Source organism: Streptomyces sp. 63XJN7_1_ISO-PGPR-S23-121 (assembly GCF_056173025.1).
Window position 1 is genome coordinate 1,686,495 of sequence record NZ_CM149653.1, and the last position, 22,828, is coordinate 1,709,322.

General features: G+C 74.0%; 15 protein-coding genes. 7 read left to right on the top strand and 8 right to left on the bottom strand.

What is annotated here, in order from left to right:
* The first annotated feature begins 3 nt into the window (after positions 1-3).
* The 7 genes from AC0VYN_RS07830 (at position 4) to AC0VYN_RS07860 (ending at position 10,702) form a co-directional block, all read left to right on the top strand.
* Positions 4-285, top strand: coding sequence for a YlxR family protein (locus AC0VYN_RS07830; protein WP_475535329.1), 282 nt, complete (start codon positions 4-6; stop codon positions 283-285).
* A gap of 174 nt (positions 286-459) precedes the next feature.
* Complete coding sequence (gene infB, locus AC0VYN_RS07835) at positions 460-3,489, top strand: translation initiation factor IF-2 (protein WP_475535330.1); 3,030 nt, start codon at positions 460-462, stop codon at positions 3,487-3,489.
* Between the two features lie 202 nt (positions 3,490-3,691).
* A complete protein-coding gene (locus tag AC0VYN_RS07840) occupies positions 3,692-3,985 on the top strand; it encodes a DUF503 domain-containing protein (protein ID WP_385465609.1) in 294 nt (97 codons plus the stop codon).
* A 47-nt stretch (positions 3,986-4,032) separates the two neighbouring features.
* Complete coding sequence (gene rbfA, locus AC0VYN_RS07845; protein ID WP_475535331.1) at positions 4,033-4,488, top strand: 30S ribosome-binding factor RbfA; 456 nt, start codon at positions 4,033-4,035, stop codon at positions 4,486-4,488.
* The gene (gene truB, locus AC0VYN_RS07850) at positions 4,485-5,390 is read left to right on the top strand and encodes a tRNA pseudouridine(55) synthase TruB (RefSeq protein WP_475535332.1); all 906 of its coding nucleotides are present in this window, start codon (positions 4,485-4,487) and stop codon (positions 5,388-5,390) included. Before rbfA ends, truB begins: the two co-directional genes overlap by 4 nt.
* 260 nt (positions 5,391-5,650) lie before the next feature.
* Positions 5,651-9,613, top strand: coding sequence for a hypothetical protein (locus tag AC0VYN_RS07855; RefSeq protein WP_475535333.1), 3,963 nt, complete (start codon positions 5,651-5,653; stop codon positions 9,611-9,613).
* A gap of 132 nt (positions 9,614-9,745) precedes the next feature.
* On the top strand, positions 9,746-10,702 hold the full coding sequence (locus AC0VYN_RS07860; protein ID WP_475535334.1) for a bifunctional riboflavin kinase/FAD synthetase: 957 nt from the start codon (positions 9,746-9,748) through the stop codon (positions 10,700-10,702).
* A gap of 34 nt (positions 10,703-10,736) precedes the next feature.
* Here AC0VYN_RS07860 and AC0VYN_RS07865 read toward each other — a convergent pair whose 3' ends face one another.
* The 8 genes from AC0VYN_RS07865 to eccE all read right to left on the bottom strand — a co-directional run bounded on the left by AC0VYN_RS07865 (position 10,737) and on the right by eccE (position 22,608).
* Positions 10,737-11,783 (bottom strand): ABC transporter ATP-binding protein, encoded by a 1,047-nt coding sequence (locus AC0VYN_RS07865; RefSeq protein ID WP_475535335.1) that lies wholly within the window; start codon positions 11,781-11,783, stop codon positions 10,737-10,739.
* Positions 11,780-12,778 carry an ABC transporter ATP-binding protein gene (locus AC0VYN_RS07870; RefSeq protein WP_475535336.1) on the bottom strand — a complete coding sequence of 333 codons (999 nt, stop codon included), beginning with the start codon at positions 12,776-12,778 and terminating at the stop codon, positions 11,780-11,782. The genes AC0VYN_RS07865 and AC0VYN_RS07870 overlap by 4 nt, the downstream gene beginning before the upstream one ends.
* Entirely contained in the window at positions 12,775-13,689 is a 915-nt protein-coding gene (locus tag AC0VYN_RS07875; protein ID WP_475535337.1) for an ABC transporter permease, read from the bottom strand. Before AC0VYN_RS07875 ends, AC0VYN_RS07870 begins: the two co-directional genes overlap by 4 nt.
* Positions 13,686-14,765: an ABC transporter permease gene (locus tag AC0VYN_RS07880; protein ID WP_475535338.1), complete on the bottom strand. Its 1,080-nt coding sequence runs from the start codon at positions 14,763-14,765 to the stop codon at positions 13,686-13,688. The genes AC0VYN_RS07875 and AC0VYN_RS07880 overlap by 4 nt, the downstream gene beginning before the upstream one ends.
* Before the next feature lie 78 nt (positions 14,766-14,843).
* Complete coding sequence (locus AC0VYN_RS07885; protein WP_475535339.1) at positions 14,844-16,727, bottom strand: ABC transporter substrate-binding protein; 1,884 nt, start codon at positions 16,725-16,727, stop codon at positions 14,844-14,846.
* A 358-nt stretch (positions 16,728-17,085) separates the two neighbouring features.
* On the bottom strand, positions 17,086-20,211 hold the full coding sequence (locus AC0VYN_RS07890; RefSeq protein WP_475535340.1) for an SCO5717 family growth-regulating ATPase: 3,126 nt from the start codon (positions 20,209-20,211) through the stop codon (positions 17,086-17,088).
* A 277-nt stretch (positions 20,212-20,488) separates the two neighbouring features.
* A complete protein-coding gene (locus tag AC0VYN_RS07895) occupies positions 20,489-21,259 on the bottom strand; it encodes a hypothetical protein (RefSeq protein ID WP_475536832.1) in 771 nt (256 codons plus the stop codon).
* Between the two features lie 5 nt (positions 21,260-21,264).
* Positions 21,265-22,608, bottom strand: coding sequence for a type VII secretion protein EccE (gene eccE / locus AC0VYN_RS07900; RefSeq protein ID WP_475535341.1), 1,344 nt, complete (start codon positions 22,606-22,608; stop codon positions 21,265-21,267).
* Between the last annotated feature and the right edge of the window lie 220 nt (positions 22,609-22,828).

Consider the following 22,828-nt stretch of genomic DNA (forward strand, 5'->3'; position numbering starts at 1 on the left):
GCGGTGTCTGGCCGGACAGCTGGCCGCGTATGCCCTGAGCGCACCTGCGTGGGGTGCCGGGAGCGAGCGGTCAAGAGCGAGCTGCTGCGGACCGTGGTGATCGAGGACGAGTGCGTCCCCGATGCACGCGGTACGCTGCCCGGCCGGGGTGCGTACGTGCACCCGGCCACGGTCTGTGTCGACCAGGCAGTGCGCCGCAAGGCGTTCCCGCGGGCGCTCCGCGTCCCGGGTCCGCTCGACGTAAAGGCGTTGCGCCGCTACGTCGAGCAGGCACAAGGTTGCTGAAAGCACCATGTGAGCAACCTGGTAAGGAAGACGAGCCGCACGGAACCCCGTGCGGCCTGGTACCTCGCGAGTCGAAAGCAGGTCGAGATTGCGATGAGCACTCGATGAGTACGCGATGAGTACGCCCATGAACTAGCGACGGTCCGGACGCAACCCGGACCTCAGAGGAGCGAAGTGGCTAAGGTCCGGGTCTACGAACTCGCCAAGGAGTTCGGTGTCGAGAGCAAGGTCGTCATGGCCAAGCTCCAGGAACTCGGTGAATTCGTCCGTTCGGCGTCTTCGACCATCGAAGCGCCCGTTGTACGCAAGCTGACAGACGCCTTGCAGCAGGGCGGTGGCAACGGCAAGTCCGCCAAGCCCGCCCCCCGCAAGGCAGCCCCCAGGCCCGCCGCGCCCTCTCCGGCGCAGGCGGCACGTCCGGCCGCGCCGCGGCCGGCCGCACCCAAGCCCCCGGCCGCGGAGCAGCCCGAGACTCCGTCGGCGCCCGCGCCGGCAGCCTCGGGTCCGCGTCCGACGCCGGGCCCCAAGCCGGCCCCGCGTCCGGCTCCGGCCGCACCGGAGTTCACCGCGCCTCCGGCGGCTCCCGCCGCCCCGGCGCCGTCCGGCCCCCGGCCCGGCGCGCGTCCCGGCGCCCCGAAGCCCGGCGGTCGTCCCGCCGGTCCCGGTCAGGACCGCGGTCAGCAGGGCGGCCAGGGCCGTCCCGGTGGCCAGCGTCCCGGTGCCCCGGCACAGCGTCCCGGCGGCCGCCCCGGCGGTCCGCGTCCGGGCAACAATCCCTTCACCTCCGGCGGCAACGCCGGCATGGCACGCCCGCAGGCGCCCCGTCCCCAGGGCGGCGCGCGTCCCGGCGGCCCCGGTGCCCCCGGCGCCGGTCCCCGTCCGCAGGCTCCCGGCCAGGGCGGCGGTCCGCGTCCCCAGGCTCCGGGCGGCAACCGCCCGAGCCCGGGCTCGATGCCGCGTCCGCAGGGCGGCGCGGCCGGTCCCCGTCCCGGCGGCGGTCCGCGTCCGAACCCCGGCATGATGCCGCAGCGTCCCGCTGCGGGACCGCGTCCCGGCGGTGGCCCCGGCGGCCGCGGCCCGGCCGGTGCCGGTCGTCCCGGTGGCGGCGGTCGTCCGGGCGGCGGCGGCTTCGCCGGTCGTCCCGGTGGCGGCGGCGGTGCCGGTCGTCCCGGTGGTGGCGGCGGCTTCGCCGGTCGTCCCGGTGGCGGCGGCTTCGGTGGCGGCGGTGGCCGTCCCGGCTTCGGCGGCCGTCCCGGCGGTCCCGGTGGCCGTGGTGGCACGCAGGGCGCCTTCGGCCGTCCCGGCGGTCCCGCGCGTCGCGGTCGCAAGTCGAAGCGGCAGAGGCGCCAGGAGTACGAGGCCATGCAGGCCCCGTCGGTCGGCGGCGTGATGCTGCCTCGCGGCAACGGCGAGACCATTCGCCTGTCGCGCGGTGCGTCGCTCACCGACTTCGCGGAGAAGATCAACGCCAACCCGGCGTCGCTCGTCGCGGTCATGATGAACCTCGGCGAGATGGTCACCGCGACCCAGTCCGTCTCCGACGAGACGCTCCACCTCCTCGCGGGCGAGATGAACTACAACGTTCAGATCGTCAGCCCGGAGGAGGAGGACCGCGAGCTGCTCGAGTCCTTCGACCTGGAGTTCGGCGAGGACGAGGGCTCCGAGGAGGACCTGGTCGTCCGTCCGCCGGTCGTGACCGTCATGGGTCACGTCGACCACGGCAAGACCCGACTGCTCGACGCCATCCGCAAGACGAACGTCATCGCGGGCGAGGCCGGCGGCATCACCCAGCACATCGGTGCCTACCAGGTCGCGACCGAGGTCAACGAAGAAGAGCGCAAGATCACCTTCATCGACACCCCGGGTCACGAGGCGTTCACCGCCATGCGTGCCCGTGGTGCTCGCTCGACCGACATCGCGATCCTGGTCGTCGCGGCCAACGACGGCGTCATGCCGCAGACGGTCGAGGCGCTCAACCACGCGAAGGCGGCCGACGTGCCGATCGTCGTCGCGGTCAACAAGATCGACGTCGAGGGTGCCGACCCGACCAAGGTGCGCGGTCAGCTGACCGAGTACGGCCTGGTGGCCGAGGAGTACGGCGGCGACACCATGTTCGTCGACATCTCCGCCAAGCAGGGTCTGCACATCGACTCGCTGCTGGAGGCCGTGGTCCTCACGGCCGACGCCTCGCTCGACCTGCGGGCCAACCCGAACCAGGACGCGCAGGGCATCTCGATCGAGTCCCGTCTCGACCGCGGCCGCGGTGCCGTGGCGACGGTCCTCGTCCAGCGAGGCACGCTGCGGGTCGGCGACACGATGGTGGTGGGCGACGCCTACGGCCGCGTGCGCGCCATGCTCGACGACAACGGCAACAACGTCGCCGAGGCGGGTCCGTCGACGCCGGTCCAGGTCCTGGGCCTGACCAACGTCCCGGGTGCCGGTGACAACTTCATCGTGGTCGAGGAGGACCGTACGGCCCGCCAGATCGCGGAGAAGCGCGCCGCCCGCGAGCGGAACGCCGCGTTCGCCAAGCGCACGCGCCGCGTGTCGCTGGAGGACCTGGACAAGGTGCTCAAGGCCGGCGAGGTCCAGCAGCTGAACCTGATCATCAAGGGTGACGCTTCCGGTTCGGTCGAGGCCCTCGAGTCCTCGCTGCTCCAGCTGGACGTCGGCGAAGAGGTCGACATCCGCGTCCTGCACCGTGGTGTCGGTGCGGTCACGGAGTCCGACATCGACCTGGCGATGGGTTCCGACGCCATCGTGATCGGCTTCAACGTGCGCGCCGCCGGGCGTGCCGCGCAGATGGCCGAGCGCGAGGGTGTGGACGTCCGGTACTACTCGGTCATCTACCAGGCGATCGAGGAGATCGAGGCGGCCCTCAAGGGCATGCTCAAGCCGGAGTACGAAGAGGTCGAGCTCGGTACGGCGGAGATCCGCGAGGTCTTCCGCTCGTCCAAGCTGGGCAACATCGCGGGTGTTCTCATCCGCTCCGGCGAGGTCAAGCGCAACACCAAGGCGCGCCTGCTGCGCGATGGCAAGGTCATCGCGGAGAACCTCAACATCGAGGGTCTGCGTCGCTTCAAGGACGACGTCACCGAGATCCGCGAAGGCTTCGAGGGCGGTATCAACCTCGGAAACTTCAACGACATCAAGGTCGACGACGTCATCGCGACGTACGAGATGCGCGAGAAGCCGCGGGTGTGACACCCGGCTGCTCCGGCCGGCCGACGGGACCTGTCCCGTCGGCCGGCCGGCCGCTGTCTGCGGCACCCCGCCGCGGCGCCGGGCGGCCGGCGGGGAAACCCCGTCGAGCCTCCGGCCGGATCGGGGTACCGTTCTTGATGTCCCCGCCCACACCAGTGGCGGGGCCATCGATCCCGTGCCGGCGGGTCATCCGGATACACACATGTACGTGGGGACGCTGTCCTTCGACCTCCTCCTCGGCGACGTACGGTCGCTGAAGGAGAAGCGGTCCGTCGTCCGCCCGATCGTCGCCGAGCTCCAGCGGAAGTACGCCGTGAGCGCGGCCGAGGTGGAGAACATGGACCTGCACCGGCGAGCCGGTATCGGTCTCGCCATGGTCTCCGCGGACGCGGGGCACCTGACCGACGTGCTCGACCGGTGCGAACGGCTGGTCGCCGCCCGTCCCGAGGTGGAACTGCTGTCGGTCAGACGGCGCTTCCACGGCGAGGACGACTGACTTACCCAGCCCAGGAACAGAGACAGGAAAGAACGGGAGACGGACCAGTGGCCGACAACGCGCGGGCGAAAAGGCTGGCGGACCTCATCCGAGAGGTGGTGGCCCAGAAGCTGCAGCGCGGGATCAAGGACCCGCGGCTCGGCTCGCACGTCACCATCACGGACACCCGGGTCACGGGTGACCTGCGGGAGGCGACCGTCTTCTACACGGTGTACGGGGACGACGAGGAGCGCAAGGCCGCTTCCGCCGGGCTGGAGAGCGCCAAGGGCATCCTGCGCTCCGAGGTCGGCAAGGCGGCCGGTGTGAAGTTCACGCCCACCCTGACCTTCGTCATGGACGCCCTCCCGGACACCGCCCGGAACATCGAGGACCTCCTCGACAAGGCGCGCCAGTCCGACGCGAAGGTGCGCGAGGTGTCCTCGGGCGCCGCGTACGCCGGCGAGGCGGACCCGTACAAGAAGCCGGGCGCCGAGGACGACGAGACGGACGACACCGCGGAATGACCGACAAGCACACCACGCCCGACGGCCTTGTCATCGTCGACAAGCCGTCGGGCTTCACGTCGCACGACGTCGTCGCGAAGATGCGGGGCATCGCCCGGACGCGGCGCGTCGGGCACGCCGGCACGCTCGACCCGATGGCGACGGGCGTCCTGGTCCTCGGCGTGGAGCGGGCCACCAAGCTCCTCGGGCACCTCGCCCTCACCGAGAAGGAGTACCTGGGCACCATCAGGCTCGGGCAGACGACGCTGACGGACGACGCCGAGGGCGAGATCACGAGGTCGCAGGACGCCTCGAAGGTCACCCGGGAGGCCGTCGACGCCGCCGTCGCCAAGCTGACCGGCGACATCATGCAGGTGCCGTCCAAGGTCAGCGCCATCAAGATCAACGGCGTGCGCTCCTACAAGCGGGCGCGCGAGGGCGAGGAGTTCGAGATCCCCGCCCGTCCCGTCACCGTCTCCTCCTTCACGGTGCACGACGTCCGGGACGCCGTGGCCGAGAACGGCACCCCGGCACTGGACCTGGTGGTCTCGGTGGTCTGCTCCTCCGGCACCTACATCCGCGCCCTGGCCCGCGACCTCGGCACCGACCTCGGTGTGGGCGGCCACCTCACGGCGCTGCGCCGCACCCGCGTCGGCCCGTACAAGCTGGACGGCGCGAGGACGCTGGACCAGCTTCAGCAGGACCTCACGGTCATGCCGGTCGCCGAGGCGGCGGCCGCGGCCTTCCCGCGCTGGGACGTGGACGCCAAGCGAACCCGGCTGCTCCTCAACGGGGTCCGGCTGGAGATGCCCGACACCTACGCGGGCGCCGGTGCCGTGGCCGTCTTCGACCCCGAGGGCCGCTTCGTCGCGCTCGTGGAGGAGCACCGGGGCAAGGCGAAGAGCCTGGCCGTCTTCGGCTGAGCCGACATCCTGTCAACTCCCGTCCGTGGAGCGGCGGTCACGAGGACTGCCACGTCCGCCGCTCCACGGTCCCCCTCGGTTCCCCCACCCCTAGGTGTATCCAGCCGCTCCCTTCTGTTCACCCGTCCGGGCAGGCGCTCGGAGTGAACCGGGGGAGCGGAAGGGGGCGCGTTCGCGAGGCGATCTGTCCCGCCGATCTTCACGTGCCTACCGTCGAAACGGAGCACGGGTGTACGGCGGTACGGCGGGGAGGTGCGGCGATGGCGTCGCGGAACCGGTTCCGGGAGGCGGGCGGCAGCGCACGGCGGCTGTCGCGGGACGACCTTCCGGGCGCGCAGGACGGTGCCCGGCCGTCGCCCGACGGAGCGGACGGCCCCCTGGTCCGCATCCACGACCTGGCCGGCCGCCCCCGGGGCACGGGATTCGCCGCCGACCACCACGGCACGGTGATCACCAGCCACGAAGCGGTCGACGGACTGACCCGGCTCGTCCTGCGCACCGCCGGCGACCGCCGCCTGGTCGTGGCCGCCGCGGACGTCACCCCCCTGCCCGGCCTCGGCCTGGCCCTCGTGCGCGCCGAGGGACTCGGCACCGAACCGCTGCCGGTCACCGTGCGGGACCGGGTGGAGGCGGGGACCTACGTCCGGATCGCCGCAGGCTGCTGGCGCGAGGCCCGGGTCCTCGGCACCACCGGCGTCACCTACACGGCCACCGACCGCTTCCACCACGTCGGCGGCGCCCTGGAGCTGGCGGTCGGCACGGCCGGGCGGGACGCGCTGCGGCTGGGCGGCGGCGCGGCCGGCGGTCCCGTGCTCGACGTCGGGACCGGTGCCGTCCTCGGGGTCCTCGGCACCGCCCTCACCTCCGGGCACCGCGACGTCGGCTTCGCCGTGCCGCTGCGCGCCGCCTCCGGCCCCCTCGCCGACCTGCTCGCCGAGAACGCGCGGACGGTTCCGGCGTACGGCGCCGACCTCAATCCGGCCGGCACGCTCGAGCTCACGACGACGTCGGTGCGGTGGGACGGTCCGGAGGGAGCGCGACCGGTACGGCCACCGGATCCGGCGGACCGGTCGGACGCACAGGGGCTCGCCGAGCCGGTCGGACGGGCCGTGCCCGCCCGAGAGTTCGCCGCGTTCACCGCCCCCGGCGGGGGGCCGGCCCAGGTCCTCGGTCTCGTCGGCGCGCCCGGGAGCGGCCGGACGACCGAGCTGGCGGCCCTCGCCGCCCGCCGTTCCCGGGGCCCGGCGGCCGCGCCCACGCTGTGGCTGCGGGGCGCCGGACTGTGCGACGACGACACGTCGGTGGCCGACGCCGCGCGCAGGACACTGGCCCGCGCCGCGCGCGTCGTGGCCGGCGCCGGGGACATCTCCCCGGAACGCCTCGCCCGCGTCGCCGGCGCCGCCGGCCGTCCCCTGCTGATCCTCCTCGACGGCCCCGAGGAGATGCCGCCGGTCCTGGCCCACCGCCTCGCCGAGTGGACCGAGGGCACGACGGCATGGCTCCGGGAGACGGGAGCACGGCTGGTCGTGGCGTGCCGGGCCGAGTACTGGGAGCGGGCGGGGGCGGAGTTCCCACGGGAGGTGCTGCACGGGACGGTCGGGGCGACGGCGGGGGAGCTGCCCGGCACGGAGCGGACTGGGGATGCCCGGTTGCGGGGGAGGGGGCGGGACGCCCTGGGCGCGCGACGGGGGAGGGACGGCGCGGTCGCGGTGACGCACGCGCCGGGCGACGGAGGCCGGCCCGGTACGGGGCCGGCGGCAGGGGGCGACACCGTGAGGTTGGGTGCGGGTGCGGGTGCGGGTGCGGCGAGGCACGGGGCGGAGGCCGGCGGCGGGCTCGGGGCTGACTCGGCGGGTGGTGCCGGGCGGATCGAGGCGGGTCGCGGGCCGGAGGCCGGTTCCGGGGGACCGGGTGCCGGGGCTGTTCCGGTGGGTGCCCGTGTCGAAGACGGTGCCGACGGGACCGGGAGGGGCCCGGCGGTCCGCGGCAGGGCGTCCGGGCGGCCCGGGGCCGTCCTCGGGGCGCCCCGGCCGGCCGCGGACGCCGAGCGCCCCGCACCACCCGCCGGCGTCGGAACCGTCGGACTGCCGCCCTGTGTGCACCTCGGTGACCTGCGGGACGACGAGGCGCGGGAAGCGCGGGCGCGGTACCGGATCGCGGAGGGCGCCCTGTCGGACGGCGACGGCCGCCACCCCCTCACCCTGCGCCTGCTCTCCGAGGTCCAGGCGGCCCTCCCGGACCCTCCGCCGACCGTCCGCACCGACCGCGACGCGGTCTTCGGGGCCTACCTGGACCTGATGTGCCTGCGCGTCGCGACCCGGCTGGCCGCGGCGAACGGCCTGCGCGGCACCGCCGTGCGCCGGCTCGCGGCCCGGGTCTCCGGCCAGGTCCACGAGGCCGCCCGGCGCAGTCTCGGCCCCGGGCAGGGCGAGCTGGACCCGGAATCCTTCGGGGCGGTGTTCCCCTGGGGCCCGGCACCGGCCCGGCTCGGCGGCGGCACCGGCTGGGCGTACGCCGTACTCGCCGAGGGCCTCCTCGTGTCCGCGGGCAGCGGCTACCGCTTCGCGCACGAGGAGCTCGCCGACTGGATCCAGGGCACCCACCTCGACCTGGACGAGGCCCTGCGCGTCCTCGTCCACGACCGCCACGGCCCGCACGACCCCCACACCCTCCCCGTCCCGCACCACCGCATCGGCCCCGTCGTCGAGGCCCTGCTGCACCTCGGCCGCCAGCACGGCGTTCCCCAGCTCGCCCTGACCCTGGAGGAGCTCGCGCACGCCCTGGACGCCGACCCGCACTCCTGGTGGGCCGGCCGGCTCCTCGCCGGGACACTGACCCGCGTACCGGACGCGGCGCCGTACACGGAGGTGCTGTGCCTCCTCGCCGACGGCATCGCGGAGCGGCGGGGCGAAGGGCACCCCGTGCCCGCGGAGTTCGGGCCCGCCTTCTGGACGGGGCTGCGGCTGCCGGACACCACGCGTCTCGACCTGCTGCGCCGCCTCGTCCTCGCCGACGGCGCCCCGCACGAACCCGGCCCCCGCCACCTCGACACCGCCGCCCGGATGCTCGCCGCCGAGCCCGCGACCGTGCAGCCGCTCCTCGTCCGCTGGTTCGACGACGAGAGGCCGCTGCCCGCCACCCCGCACGCCACCGTGGCGACCGCCGCCCAGGCGCTGCTCCACACCCACCGCCACCGGGGCCTGGACGGCCTCACCGAGGTGCTCGCCGACAGCATCCACCGGCGGGCCGACGAACTGCTCGCCGTACTGGCCGAGGAGGAGCCGTCCGCCGTCTGCCGGGCCGTCGACCGGTGGGCCCGCGACGACCGGCCGGCCCGGCACACGACCGCCGTGGTCCAAGGGTTGCGCGTCGCGCCCCACGTACGCACCGCCGCCGACCGCACCCTGCTGCGCCACGCCGCCCTCGTCCTGCTCACCCGCCCCGCCGACGGACTGCTGCACGGCGGTGCCCTCGCCCTGCTCGTCCAGGACCCGGGCAGCCGCGACCGGCACCTGCCGCGCACCCTGGAGCAGTTCGCCGCGGGCGACCCGTATCTGCCGCCGAGCGCGGTGGCCGCCGCCCTGCCGACCCACCCCGACCCGGTGCTCCGCGCCTTCCGGGCCCGGCTGCGCGGGCCGGACGCCGGGGAGGCGCTGCGCAGACTCGTCGACGCCACCACCCCCCGGCTGGCCCGCCGGGTCGCCGCACTGATCGCCCAGGCCGTGACGGACCGGCCGGAGACCGCCGGACACGTGGCCGCCTACACCGACCGGCGCCTCGACCGGGGCCCCGCCGCCCGGGGCGTACTCCTCCCGCTGGTCACCGGACTGCTGGACGGCGGACCGGAGCCGGTGCGGTCCGCGCTGGCCGGCGTCCTCGCCACCGACGGCGGGCCCGCCTCCGGTTCCCTCCGCGGGGAGCTGCGGGAACACCTCCTGGCCCACGAGGACGACCCCGCCGTCCTGGACGCGCTCCTGCGCGCCGCGTCCCGGTGCGGCGACCGGCGGGCCCTCGTCCACCGCACCGCCCTGCTCCTCGTCCGCACCCCCGACGGCACCACCCGCCTCGACCGCGCCCTGGTCGACCTGGCCCGCCACCTCCCCGGGTTCGCCGAACGCCTGACCGGCTGGCTGGCGGACGCCCCCCAGGAGTGGGTGGCCCTGGTCGGCCCGAGCGCACGCCGCACGATCGAGGGCCTCGCGGGCACCCGGATCCCCGCCTGACCGCCCCCGCGGCGCGGCGTGCGGCCGGTCACAGCACCCATGCCGATGCGGGCGGGAGGCCCCCGGCATGGCACCCTTAGACCTGCATCGAAGGCTTCGACTCCGACGAGTGTGCGACAAGGAGCAGACACAGTGCAGCGCTGGCGTGGCTTGGAGGACATCCCCGAGGACTGGGGGCGCAGCGTCGTCACCATCGGCTCCTACGACGGAGTCCACCGCGGACACCAGCTGATCATCAAGCACGCCGTGGACCGTGCCCGTGAGCTGGGCGTCCCCGCCGTCCTCGTCACCTTCGACCCGCACCCCAGCGAGGTCGTCCGCCCCGGCAGCCACCCGCCGCTGCTCGCCCCGCACCACCGCCGCGCCGAACTCTGCGCCGAGCTGGGCGTGGACGCGGTGCTGATCCTCCCGTTCACGAAGGAGTTCTCGAAGCTGTCCGCGGCCGACTTCGTGGTCAAGGTCCTCGTCGACAAGCTGCACGCCAGGGCCGTCGTCGAGGGCCCCAACTTCCGCTTCGGCCACAAGGCCGCCGGCACCGTGGACTTCCTCGCCGAGCAGGGCCGGATCTACGACTACGAGGTCGAGGTCGTCGATCTGTACGTGTCCGGCGAGGCGGGCGGCGGCGAACCGTTCTCCTCCACCCTGACCCGCCGCCTGGTCGCCGAGGGCGACGTCCGGGGCGCCGCCGAGATCCTGGGCCGCCCGCACCGGGTGGAGGGCGTGGTCGTGCGCGGCGCCCAGCGCGGCCGTGAGCTGGGCTTCCCCACGGCCAACGTCGAGACCCTGCCGCACACCGCGATCCCCGCCGACGGCGTCTACGCCGGCCGGCTGCACGCCCAGGGCGAGGCGATGCCCGCCGCGATCTCCGTCGGCACCAACCCGCAGTTCGAGGGCACCGAACGCACGGTGGAGGCCTACGCCATCGATCGCGTCGGCCTCGACCTGTACGGGCTGCACGTCGCCGTGGACTTCCTCGCCTTCGTCCGGGGCCAGGCCAAGTTCGAGACGCTGGACGCGCTCCTCGAGCGGATGGCCGAGGACGTCCAGGAGTGCCGCGAGCTCATCGCGGCGGACGACAAGCGGGCCTGACCCCGCTCCGCACCGCCCGGCGCCCCCCGCCCGGTCAGTCCACCACGGGGGCGACGGCGTCCCCGGACGGCGCGGTCCCGGCCTCCGCCGTACCGGCCTCCTCCCGCGCCCGCGCCCAGTGGCAGGCCACCTGCGCCGCACCGCCGCCCCGGAGGATCCCCGGGTCCCGGGTCCGGCACGCGTCGGCGACGCCCGCGCGGGACGCCTCGCCGCTCGCCAGGACCTGGCAGCGGGCGTGGAAGCGGCAGCCGGCGGGCACCCGGGACGGGTCCGGCGGCTCGCCCGTGAGGACCACCGGAGCCCCCGGGGCTTCGGGCAGGACGGACAGCAGGGCCCGGGTGTACGGGTGGCGCGGCGCCGTCAGCACCCGCTCGACCTCGCCCGTCTCCACGATCCGGCCGAGGTACATCACCGCGACCCGGTCGGCGATGTTCCAGGCCAGCCCGAGGTCATGCGTCACCACCAGCGCGGACAGCCCGAGCTCGGTGCGCAGCCGCAGCAGCAGCGCGAGGATCTCGCCGCGCACCGAGGCGTCCAGGGAGGCCACCGGCTCGTCGGCGACGAGCAGTTCGGGCTCCAGGACCAGCGCGCCCGCGATGACGACCCGCTGGCGCTGGCCGCCCGACAGCTCGTGCGGATAGCGCAGGAAGAAGCGCTCGGGCGGCCGCAGCCCGGCCCGGGCCAGCGCGTCGGCGACCGCCGCCCGTTCGTCACCGCCGTACCCGTGGATGCGCAGTCCCTCGGCGACGGCGTCGTAGACCGTGTGCCGCGGGTTGAGGGAGCCGCTCGGATCCTGGAGGATCAGTTGGGCGCGCTTGCGGTAGGCCTTCAGGGCGCGCGAGGAGTAGTCGAGCGGCGCCCCGTCGAAGGTGACGCGGCCCGAGGTCGGCGGGACCAGGCCCAGCAGGGAACGGGCCAGCGTCGTCTTGCCGCAGCCGGACTCGCCGACCAGCGCCACGATCTCGCCCGGCCGGATGTCGAGGTCCACCCCGTCCACGGCCCGGGCGGGCGGTGCGCCGTGCCGGCCGGGGAAGGTCACGTGCAGGCCCTCGACGCTCAGCAGCGATGGCGTGGTCGTCATGCGGTACCGCTCCTCACTTCCGGCTCGTCCGTGGCCGCCGGTGTTCCCCCGGCCACGTGCACGCACGCCGCCCGCCGGTCCGCCCCCGCCCCGCGCAGCACCTGGTCGTCGGTGGCACAGACGTCCAGGGCGACGGAGCAGCGGGGGTGGAAGGCGCAGCCGGACGGCACGGCGGCGGGATCGGGCGGGTCGCCGGGCAGCCCGCGCGGCGCGAACCGCGAACGCGGGTCGCCGATCCTCGGGAACGCCTCCGACAGCGCCCTGCCGTAGGGATGGCGGGCATCGTCGTAGACCAGTCGCGCCGGGCCCTCCTCGACCACCCGGCCCGCGTACATCACCGCGAGCCGGTCGCAGGTGTCGGCGAGGACGGCCAGGTCGTGACTGATCATGACCAGTCCCACGTCCTGCTCGCTCACCAGCTCCTCGATCAGCCGGAGTATCTGGGCCTGGACCATCACGTCGAGCGCCGTGGTGGGCTCGTCGGCGACGATCAGACGCGGGTCGCAGGCCAGCGCCATCGCGATCATCACGCGCTGCCGCTGCCCTCCGGACAGCTCGTGCGGGTAGGCGGACGCCCGCGCCGCCGGCAGACCCACCTGCTCCAGCAGCTCACCGGCCCTTCTCCGGGCCTTCGCCGGGGCCGCCCCGCGGTGCAGCAGGATCGGTTCGGCGATCTGGTCGCCGACGCGGTGCACGGCGTTCAGGGAGTGCATCGCGCCCTGGAAGACGATCGACGCCCCGGCCCAGCGCACCGCCCGCACCCGGCCCCACTTCATGGTCAGCACGTCCTCCCCGTCGAGGAGGATCTCGCCGCCGACCCGGGTGCCGGCGGGCAGCAGCCGCAGCAGCGCCAGCGCGAGCGTCGACTTGCCGCAGCCGGACTCGCCCGCGATGCCGAGCTTCTCGCCCGCGGCGAGGCTCAGGTCGGCCCCGCGTACGGCGGCCGCGCCGCCCGGGTACGTCACTTCCAGGTTCCGGACGTCGAGCAGAGTCAACGGGACACCCCCAGCCTGGGGTTGAGAACGGACTCGACCGCACGCCCGCACAGCGTGAACGCCAGCGCGACGACCGCGATCGCGATGCCCGGCGGCACCAGGTACCACCAGTCGCCGGAACTGACCGCGCCCGCCTCCCGCGCGTCCTGCAGCAGCCCGCCCCACGACACGACCGAGGGATCGCCGAGCCCCAGGAACGCCAGGGTGGCCTCGGCGAGGATCGCCGAGGAGATGATCAGGGTGGTCTGGGCGAGGATGAGCGGCATGACGTTCGGCAGCACGTGCCGGGACATGATGTGCCCGTGCCCGCCGCCGAGCGCCTTCGCGCGCTCGATGTAGGGCCGGGACTCCACCGCCAGCGTCTGGGCCCGCACCAGCCGTGCGGTCGTCGGCCAGGTGGTGACGCCGATCGCCAGGACGATCGTGCCCAGCGAACGGGACATGACGGTCGCGAGCACGATGGCGAGCACCAGCGTCGGCATCACCAGGAACCAGTCCGTGACCCGCATGATCACCGTGGCGTACCAGCCGCGGAAGTGCCCGGCGGTGATGCCGATCAGCGCCCCGATGGCCACCGACAGCACGGCCGCGAGCAGTCCCACCAGCAGTGAGACGCGCGAGCCCCAGATCAGCAGCCCCAGCAGGCTCCGCCCGAACTGGTCGGTGCCCAGCGGGAACCGGCCGCTGGGCCCCTCCAGCGGCTGCCCGGGGGCGTCGGTCACGCTCTGCACGTCCGCCCCGACGGTCAGCGGCGCGGTCAGCGCGATCAGTCCGAACAGCACCAGCGCGGCGAGCCCGAACAGGCCCGCGCGGTGCCGCCGGTACTCCTTCCAGAAGCGTGCGGCGGAGGCCCGGCGGCGCTGCCACGCGAGCGTGCGCGGGCCGAGCGGCGGAGCGGTCTCGGCGGTCATCGGCCCACCCTCGGGTCGAGCAGCGGATACAGGAGGTCGGCCAGGGTGTTCATCAGGATCACCGCCGAGGCGAAGACGAAGAACAGCCCCTGCACCAGCGGCAGGTCGGGCACGCTCAGCGCCTGGTAGAACAGCCCGCCGAGCCCCGGCCAGGAGAACACCGTCTCGACGAGGATGACACCCGCGACGGTCCGGCCGAGGTTGACGAAGATCAGGGTCACGGTGGGCAGCAGCGCGTTCGGCACGGCGTGCCGGCGCCGTACGAGGTCGTCCCGGAGGCCCTTGGCGCGAGCCGTGGTCAGGTAGTCGCCGCCCATCTCGTCGAGCAGCGCCGACCGGGTGACCAGCAGCGTCTGCCCGTACTCCACCGCGACCAGCGTCACCACCGGCAGGACGAGGTGGTGGGCGACGTCGACGACGTACGCGAAGCCCTCCTCGCCGCCGGACTCCATGCCTCCGGTGGGGAACATCCCCGGGATCGGGCCCACGCCGACCGACAGCACGATGATGAGCAGCAGCCCCAGCCAGAAGGACGGGATGGAGTAGAGGGTCAGCGCCAGCCCGGTGTTGACCCGGTCGCCGAGCCGGCCGTGCCGCCACGCGGAGCGGGTGCCGAGGAAGATGCCCAGGGCCGTGTAGAGCAGGAAGGCCGTGCCGGTGAGCAGCAGCGTGTTCGGCAGCGCCTCGGTGATCCTGTCGACGACGGGACCGTGGAACTGGTAGGAGGTCCCCAGGTCTCCCGTCAGCGCCTTGCCGCAGTACTGCGTGAACTGCCGCCACATCGGCAGGTCGAGTCCGAACTCCCGCCGGTAGGCGGCGATCTGCTCCGCGGACACCGGGCGGCCGCCGGTCATGAACTTGACCGGGTCGCCCGGGATCAGCCGGAACAGGAAGAAGCTGGTGACGAGGACGGCGAACAGCGAGACGGCCGCACCGGCCAGCTTGGCGGCCACGTACCGCAGATACGCGGTCCCGCCGCCGGCTCGCGAGGCGCGCCCCGCCCCGGCCGGCCCGGACTTCACCGGACCGGCCGCGGCCGCACCCCCGAGCGGGGAGGATGTCGCTTCCGTGGTCATGGGCACCCGAGCCTGGTCGTGGACGTTCGGCCGGTCGTGGACGTTCGGCCGGTCGTGGACGCGCCCCGCACGGCCCGCCTACTCACGCTCTTCCGCCGTGGCGCGGCGACGCACCGCGACCAGCGCCCCGAGGCCGACGAGAACGACGACGCCCGCGACGATCCCGATCACCACGCCGGTCGACGAGGAGCCGCCGGAGGAGTCCCCGGAGTCCGCGGGGACGGCGGACCACCAGCTCCAGTAGCCGTCCTGGCCGTAGATGTTGCCCGCCCCGGACGGCATCGTGGTGATCGACGCGATCTGGTCCGTGCGGTAGGCCTCGACGGCGTTCGGGTAGGCCATGACGTTCATGTAGCCGAGGTCGTACAGCCGCGACTGCATCTGCCGGACGAGGTCGGCCCGCTTGGCCGGGTCGTACTCGGCGAGCTGCTTGGCGTACAGGCCGTCGTACGTCGGGTCGCAGATGAAGTTGTCCGTGGCGCCCGTGTCCTTGGGCGTCTGCGGACGGGCGGCGCAGGTGTGGATGGACAGCACGAAGTCGGGGTCCGGGTTGACGGACCAGCCGTCGAAGGCGAGGTCGTACGTGCCGGCGAGCCACGGGTCGGTCACGTTGTCGAGGCAGTTGAGGGTGGTGCCGATGCCGAGCTCGCCCCACCACTCCTGGAGGTACTTGCCGACCGCCTTGTCGTTCGGGTCGGTGGCGTGGCACAGCACCCGGTAGTTGAGCGGCTTGCCGTCCTTGCCGACGCGCTTGCCGTCGGCGTTCTTCCGGTAACCCGCCTCGTCGAGCAGCTTGCCCGCCGCGTCCGGATCGTGGGCGAGCTCCTGGTCCGCCGCGGGCTTCCAGAAGTACGAGGAGAAGCGCGGGGGTATGTAGCCCTCGCCCTGGACCGCGTGGCCCCGGAAGACCCTGTCGACGATCGTCTTGCGGTCCACCGCCATGAACAGCGCGTGCCGCACCCGCTGGTCGAGCAGCGACGGGTGGCCGTCACCGATCTTCGTGCCGTCCTTGGCCTGCGCGCCGGGATTGGTGGCGAGGGCGTAGAAGCGGCGGCCGGGCGCGTCGTTGACGTGGATGTTCTTGTCGCCCTTGAGCGAGTCGGCCTGGGCGGGCGTCAGTGACGGGGACCCGGCCACGAAGGACACCTCGCCCTTGCGCAGCGCGGCGACGGCGGCGTCCTGGTCCTTGTAGTACCGGAAGACGAGCTCGTCGAACTTCGGCGCGCCCCGCCAGAAGTCCTTGTTGGCCTTCAGCCGCACATAGCTGTCCGGCTTGTAGTCGGTGAGGACGAACGGCCCGTCGCCCACCAGGGGGAAGGCCTTGTCGTTGTTGAACTCGGAGAAGTCCCCGACCTTCTCCCACACGTGCTTGGGCACGATCGGCACGTCGAGCGCGGTCATCGTGGCCTGCGGCTTCTTCAGCCGGATCACCAGCTGGGTGGGGCTGGGCGCGGTGACCTTTTCGAAGTTGGTGACGAAGCTGCCGTTGGCGGTGGCGGCGCCGTCGTCGGTCATCATCTTGTTGAACGTCCACGCCGCGTCCTCGGCGGTGACCTTCCGGCCGTCCGACCACTTCGAGTCGGAGCGGATCGTGTAGGTCCAGGTCAGCTTGTCCGGGGAGGACTGCCACTGCGTGGCCAGGCCCGGGGTGACGTGGTTGTCCTTGGGGTCGTAGCCGGTCAGGTACTCGTACGTCAGCCGGAGAATGCTCGTGCTGACCAGCCGCACCGCGAGGAAGGGGCTGAGCGAGTCGACGCTCTGCGCGACCGCGACGGTGAGGACCTTGTCGCCCTGCTCGCCCTCCTTGGCCTGCACCGGGCCGCTCCGCGGTCCGGCCGAGGCGGACGGGGCGGCGACGCCGGACGCGAGGACGAGGGCCGCGGCACCCGCGGCGGCCAGCAGCCGCGTCCTCCTCAGGCGGGAGCCGATACGTCCTCTGCCGTGCTGATCCTGTGTGTTCATGGTTCGGAGACCTCGCGTCATCACTCGCGCGGGACGCTCGCTCGGCGTACCGCACGGGGCGGGCTTGAACAGATGCGAACAGACTTGAACGGGTTTGAGCAGCCTTGCATGAAGCTTGATCGGTTGGCGCCGACGCAATGAAGTGTGTGTCTATCAGCGGCAGTCTGCGCCCGTCAACGGTGTGTCAAACCCCATGTGGCCTGCGGAAACGGTGAGTTCACCGCGGCTTCGCCCACATTGGTGGAGACCACTGACGCCTTGCAGGTGAGAGTGTGGCGGCGCGTTCCCGCCGGTTCGGACCGCGAACGCGCGAAGGCCCGCGCCGTCGGGTGACGACGCGGGCCCGGGGACCGCCGGCTCACTGCTGCGGTGGAGGCGGGGGCGGGGTCTGGCCCTGCGGGGGCTGCGGCTGGTGGGGGTGGCCGGGCTGCTGCGGGTACGGCTGCCCGGGCTGCTGCGGGTACGGCTGCGGCTGCCCCGGCTGGTGCGCGGGCTGCCCGTACTGGGGATGTCCCTGCTGGGGCATACCGGGCTGAGGCGCGTACTGCCCCGCGCCCGGCTGCCCGTAGGGCTGTCCCGGGTACGGCTGCTGCTGCCCGGGCACGCCCTGCCCCGGTGCGGGGTGGCCGGGCATCGGCTGACCGGGCATCGGCTGGCCGGGGGACTCGTGGCCCGGCATGGGCGGCGCGGCGACCGGCGGCGGGTTGCCGTCGGACGTCCACAGGCCGTGGGACTGCTGGTGGCGGACGAAGTCCTCGGCGACCATGGCCGCGAGGTTGAAGTACGCCTCCCGCACCTTCGGCCGCATCATGTCGAGGTCGACCTCGGCGCCGGCCGCCAGGTGCTCGTCGAACGGCACCACCACGACGCCCCGGCACCGCGTCCGGAAGTGGCCGACGATGTCCTCCACCTTGATCATCTTGCCGGTCTCGCGGACCCCGGAGATGACGGTGATGGAACGGGACACCAGGTCGGCGTACCCGTGCGCGGACAGCCAGTCCAGCGTCGTGCTGGCGCTGCTGGCACCGTCCACGGACGGCGTCGAGATGATGATGAGCTGGTCGGCGAGGTCGAGCACCCCGCGCATGGCGCTGTACAGCAGACCGGTGCCCGAGTCGGTCAGGATGACCGGGTACTGCCTGCCCAGGACGTCGATCGCGCGCCGGTAGTCCTCGTCGTTGAAGGTCGTGGACACGGCCGGGTCGACGTCGTTGGCGATGATCTCCAGCCCGGACGGTGCCTGGGAGGTGAACCGCCGGATGTCCATGTACGAGTTGAGGTACGGGATCGCCTGGACGAGGTCACGGATGGTGGCCCCGGTCTCGCGGCGCACCCGGCGGCCGAGCGTGCCGGCGTCCGGGTTGGCGTCGATCGCGAGGATCTTGTCCTGCCGCTCGGTGGCGAGCGTGGAACCCAGCGCGGTGGTCGTGGTGGTCTTGCCGACACCGCCCTTGAGGCTGATGACGGCGATGCGGTAGCAGGACAGCACCGGTGTGCGGATCAGCTCGAGCTTCCGCTGCCGCTCGGCCTCCTCCTTCTTGCCGCCCAGCTTGAACCGTGAGCCGCCGGCCGCCGGACGGCTGCTCTTCGCCTTCTGCCGCTTGTTGTTGAGCAGCCGGTCCGACGACAGCTCCACGGCCGCCGTGTAACCGAGCGGCGCGGCGCCCGGGTTGGTGGGCTGCCGCTGGTCGTGCTGTATGGGCTGCGGCCACGCGGTACCGAGCCGGGGATCGGCCGGCTGCTGTGGGTGGGGCTGGGCCTGCTGCGGCTGGTGCTGCTGCTCGGGCTGTGCCGGCTGCGGCGGCTGCGGGACCTGGCCGGGTTGAGCCTGGGGCGGCAACTGCTGCGCCTGGTGGGGCTGGTGCGCATGGTGTGCCTGGTGCGGCACGCCGGGCTGCGGCTGCTGTGCGTGCGGTGCGGTCGGCTGCGGGAAGCCGTAACCGGCGGCGGGTGGGGTGCCCGGGGCACCCTGCTGCGGGAAGCCGTAGCCGCCGGGCTGCGGCTGCTGTCCGTGCGGGGCACCCTGCTGCGGGAAGCCGTAGCCGCCGGGCTGCGGCTGCTGTCCGTGCGGGGCGGGCTGCTGGGGGAAGCCGTAGCCGGCCGCGGCGGGCATGGCGCCCGGGTGGCCCGGCTGCGGTGCGGCGCCGCCAGGCTGCGGTGCCGGGGGCTGGGCCGTCGCCGGGGGAGTGGCGCCCTGCGGCGGGAAGCCGTAACCCGCCGGCGCCGCGGGCTGCCCGGGTCCCTGACCGGGAGGCATCGGCGCACCGGTCTGCGGGTGCCACGCGGCGGGCGCCGGCTGGGGGGCCTGGGGCTGGAAGGAGGGCTGCTGCGCCGGGGCGTCCGGCTGCCCGGGCGCGGCGGGCGCCGGCTGCGGCTGCGCGGGCCAGTGATTCGCCGCGGCGGGCGCGGCCGGAGGGTACGACGGAGGCAGCGGCGGCACACCGTGCGGCGCCGCGGGGGGTCCGCCGACGGGAGCGATGTCCTGCGGTGCCGTGTCCTGCGGAGCGCTGCTGTCCTGCGGCGCGCTGTCCTGCGGCGCGCTGTCCTGCGACGCCGGGTCGGCCGAAGCCGCCGGGTCGGCCGGAACCGCCGGGCCGGGCTCGGCGACCGGGGCCGGACCGGGCTCCGCGTCGGGTTCGACGCCACCGGCCGCGTCCGCGGCGTCGGAGGTATCGGCGGAGGGGGCGTCGTCGCCGACCTCACCGTCCCCGTCCGGCAGTTCGTCCGCACCGTCGGCGGTGTGCTCGGGCTCCACCGCGTCGTCGTCCACGGCGGCGGGCTCCGGCGTCGCGTCGTCCGCGGCGGCGCCGTAGGCCTCGTCGGTCGCTTCGGTGTCGGACGCGTCGGAGGCGACCGGCTCTGCGCCGGTCGCTTCCCCGGCCGCGGTCTCGCCGGCGGCGGTCTCCCGCTCCGCCTGCTGCCGCGCCTGCTCCTGCCGCGCCTCGTCGGCGGCGGCGAGTTCCGCGAACTCCCGCTTCAGGGCGGAGGCGGAGAACCGCATGGTGGCGCCGCTCTCGAGGTCACCGTTGCCGGGCTCGGGCTCGACCCGCGGCTCCGGCCGCACCGGTTGCCGGACCTCCGGCTCCGGATCCGGCTCGGGGCCGGACGCGGCCTGGGCCGGCTGCTGCTGAGGCTCGAAACCACTCCCGACCGGAAGACCCGGCACCCCGGCCGACCCGGCGACGGGAGGAGCGGTCGGGGCGGGCGGTGCGTACGGCGTGCTCGTCGCCGGCGGAGGCGGCGGCGTGAAGGCCCCCTGGGACGGGGGCTGGGGAGCAGGCGGAGGGGGAGGGGAGGCGGCGCCGCCCGGCGAACCGGCCCCCTGGCCCTGCCCGGTGTCACCGGACGCGTTCTGCGTGTACCAGGCAGGCGGCGCGTAGTCGATGGTGAACTCGCCCGTCGTCTCGATCGCGGACTCCGCGTCGGGCTGGTCGTCGCCGGGTGTCGCCCAGCCCCCGCGGTTCCCGTCCCGGTCGCTGCTCACAGTTCCTCCTGGTGTGGTCGAGCACCCTCACGCCGTGCTGGGGCGACCCTTGCTTGTCATTCGCAGTTGTCCGAGGCCGTTCGAGGTCGTCCGATCCACCGGCTCTCCCCCTGGGACGCCGACGCCCCGTCCACGGGTTCTGGCGCAGCGCCGGGACCCAGCCTAATCACCACGGGCACGACCCCGGCAGCCCCGCCCGCCAATCTCGCCGCACCCCCCGGCGAGGACGGGCACGCACAGGTGACGTGAGGCCTCAAAACGGTCGAAAGACGGTCGGTCAGTCCATCCGGCGAGGGGTGCCCAGCAGGCCGACCTCGGCATCCGTCGGCTGCGTCATCACGTACTGCCGGTCGCGTTCCGTGCACCACAGGGTGACGCCGTCGGCGAGCGTGGGCAGGGCCTCGTACTCGGCACGAGGCAGCCGCGCCCCGCGCCCGATCTCCACGGCCTCGTCCGGCGAGACCCGCTGGACGCCCACCAGACGCGCCTGACGCATCAGACGCGGCGCCACCGGGCTCAGATACGGCAGCAGCGTGAGCACCGACTGCCAGGGTGCCGACGCCACCCGCCCCCGCGGCGGCCGCATGCCGCAGTCCCGGATCACCAGGACCGGCCCCATCGCCGACGCGCCCTGCGGCGGCACCCGGCCCACGTCGTGCACCGTCATCCCCGACTGGCCGCCGCCGACCGCCTGGACGACCTGTGCCCAGTGTCCGGGTCTGCCGGTCTCCACCGTGACCCGCGCGCCGGTCGCCGCCGCACGCAGCGCCAGCACCTGAGCCGTCCACAGACCGCCGATGAACAGGATGTCGAACGGCGTCGGGCGGTTCACCCCGAGAACGGCGGGCTGCCCCTCGGCGTCCACACCGACGACGACGCCGTCGTCCCCGACGGGCAGGGCCAGTGCGTCGATCTGGGAGAGGGACAGCGTGTGCCGCGGATGCCGGGGCCCCAGCAGTCCGAACCCGGTGCGCAGCCGCTCCCGCAGACCACCCTCCGGTCCGCCGGCGGCGGCGGGGCGGGCGGGTGTCGTCGATGTGGTGGTCATGGCCATCAGCGGGCACCTCCGAGCGGCAACGTGGCGAGCACACCGGGCAGTTGCTCACGGTCGAGACGGACGATCCCGGTCCGTTCCTGGCGTGCCGCACGCTCCAGGGCCCGCCGCGCGTCGGACAGTTCGGTGCTGCTGCGGCCGGTGACCCGCACGTGCCCGGTGACCGCGACGTCCTGCCGCCCGCTGCGGGCCAGCGTCAGACTGAACGTCGTCGCCAGCGCGGGAACCGCCGTCAACCGGGCCACCAGCTGCGGCAGCGCGACACCGGAGCCGCCGAGCTGCGGCCAGCGCCGCACCCAGTAGGTGGTGTGCCGCCGGTTGTCGCAGCGCCAGCTGCGGCTGGACTCCTCGGTCCGGCGCCGGGGCGCGTCCCCCCGGTCGGCCTGGGAGGTCACCATCGGGTTGGCGCACGCCGAGGTGGCGATCGCGGCCGACAGCTCCTCCTCCGTCAGCACGTTCGCCCGGAACCCGGCGCCGGTCAGCCGGCTCGCCAGGTGCCCGGCCGCACGCACCAGGCACTTCTGCGCCCCGAGGAGCCCGCCGCCGCGTGCGGCCACCGCCTCCGGGCACAGCTCGGGGTCGAGCTTCAGCGCGATCCACATGATCCGCACCGCGGGGGAGGCCGTCTCCGCCTGGAGCTGCGCGTAGTTCGTCACCACGACCGACTGCTGCGGCAGATGAGGAGCGGGCGCGGGCTGGGTGTGCACCACGACCTGGGCCGACTCCAGACGTATGCCGTCCACGTCGAGCACGTCCCGCACCAGGGCGAGAGGGAGCGGCGTGCGTCCCCGCTCGGCGCGCAGGGCGCCGGCGTCGGCCTCCACCTGGAGCACGGCGGTGAGGAAGCCCCCGTCGCCCACCATGCCCACCGGGCGCCGGTCGTGGTCGTCCCGGTGGCTGTACTGGTAGGTCCGCAGGTTCGGCTCGCACTCCACGGCGGGAGCCAGGCTGGAGTCCACCCCGGCGGGCAGCGCGGTGCCCGCCGCTTTGCGCAGCCGGGCACGCAGGGCCAGCTGACTGCCCAGCCACTCCGGCAGGGAGCGCCCCCGCCGGCGTACGACGGCGAGCAGCGCGAGGATGCCGGCGACCACCCCCGCCGGCACCAGCGCGGCGGGGCCGACGAGCCAGCCGCACACCACCAGCGCGGCGGCCAGCTCCAGCATCACCAGCCGTTGCAGCGCGAAGGAGCCACCACGCCCCGAACGCGCCTGAAGGTGCGGCGTGACGGATCCGCGAGCGGACGAGGAGCCGCGTGCGGGCGCGGCACCACCGGTGGTCGGCGCCGCGTCGGCCCGCCGCGCCGCGGATTGCGATCGCGACCGGGTTCGCGGTGCGGAAGCCATCACTGCAAAACCCCCGAACTATCCCGAAAATCACCGCACTCGGCAGGCGGCGAGGCTTCAGCACCCTACCCGTGCCGCGCGCACCACCGTGCAACAGGCATAGTAGGGGCCGGGTCAGACAGCCGAGGTTCCAGAGGCGACCGGGACGGGGCGGACGTCAGTGGTCCGCACTGCCGCTCCTTCGGTCTCCATGGCTTCGTACGGGGAGAGAACGAACACA

Coding starts and splice junctions, on each gene's coding strand:
- AC0VYN_RS07875 (WP_475535337.1), bottom strand. CDS start 13,689: ATGACCGCCGAGACCGCTCCGCCGCTCGGCCCGCGCACGCTCGCGTGG.
- AC0VYN_RS07865 (WP_475535335.1), bottom strand. CDS start 11,783: ATGACGACCACGCCATCGCTGCTGAGCGTCGAGGGCCTGCACGTGACC.
- AC0VYN_RS07840 (WP_385465609.1), top strand. CDS start 3,692: ATGTACGTGGGGACGCTGTCCTTCGACCTCCTCCTCGGCGACGTACGG.
- AC0VYN_RS07880 (WP_475535338.1), bottom strand. CDS start 14,765: ATGACCACGGAAGCGACATCCTCCCCGCTCGGGGGTGCGGCCGCGGCC.
- AC0VYN_RS07895 (WP_475536832.1), bottom strand. CDS start 21,259: ATGACCACCACATCGACGACACCCGCCCGCCCCGCCGCCGCCGGCGGA.
- AC0VYN_RS07885 (WP_475535339.1), bottom strand. CDS start 16,727: ATGAACACACAGGATCAGCACGGCAGAGGACGTATCGGCTCCCGCCTG.
- eccE (WP_475535341.1), bottom strand. CDS start 22,608: ATGGCTTCCGCACCGCGAACCCGGTCGCGATCGCAATCCGCGGCGCGG.
- truB (WP_475535332.1), top strand. CDS start 4,485: ATGACCGACAAGCACACCACGCCCGACGGCCTTGTCATCGTCGACAAG.
- AC0VYN_RS07855 (WP_475535333.1), top strand. CDS start 5,651: ATGGCGTCGCGGAACCGGTTCCGGGAGGCGGGCGGCAGCGCACGGCGG.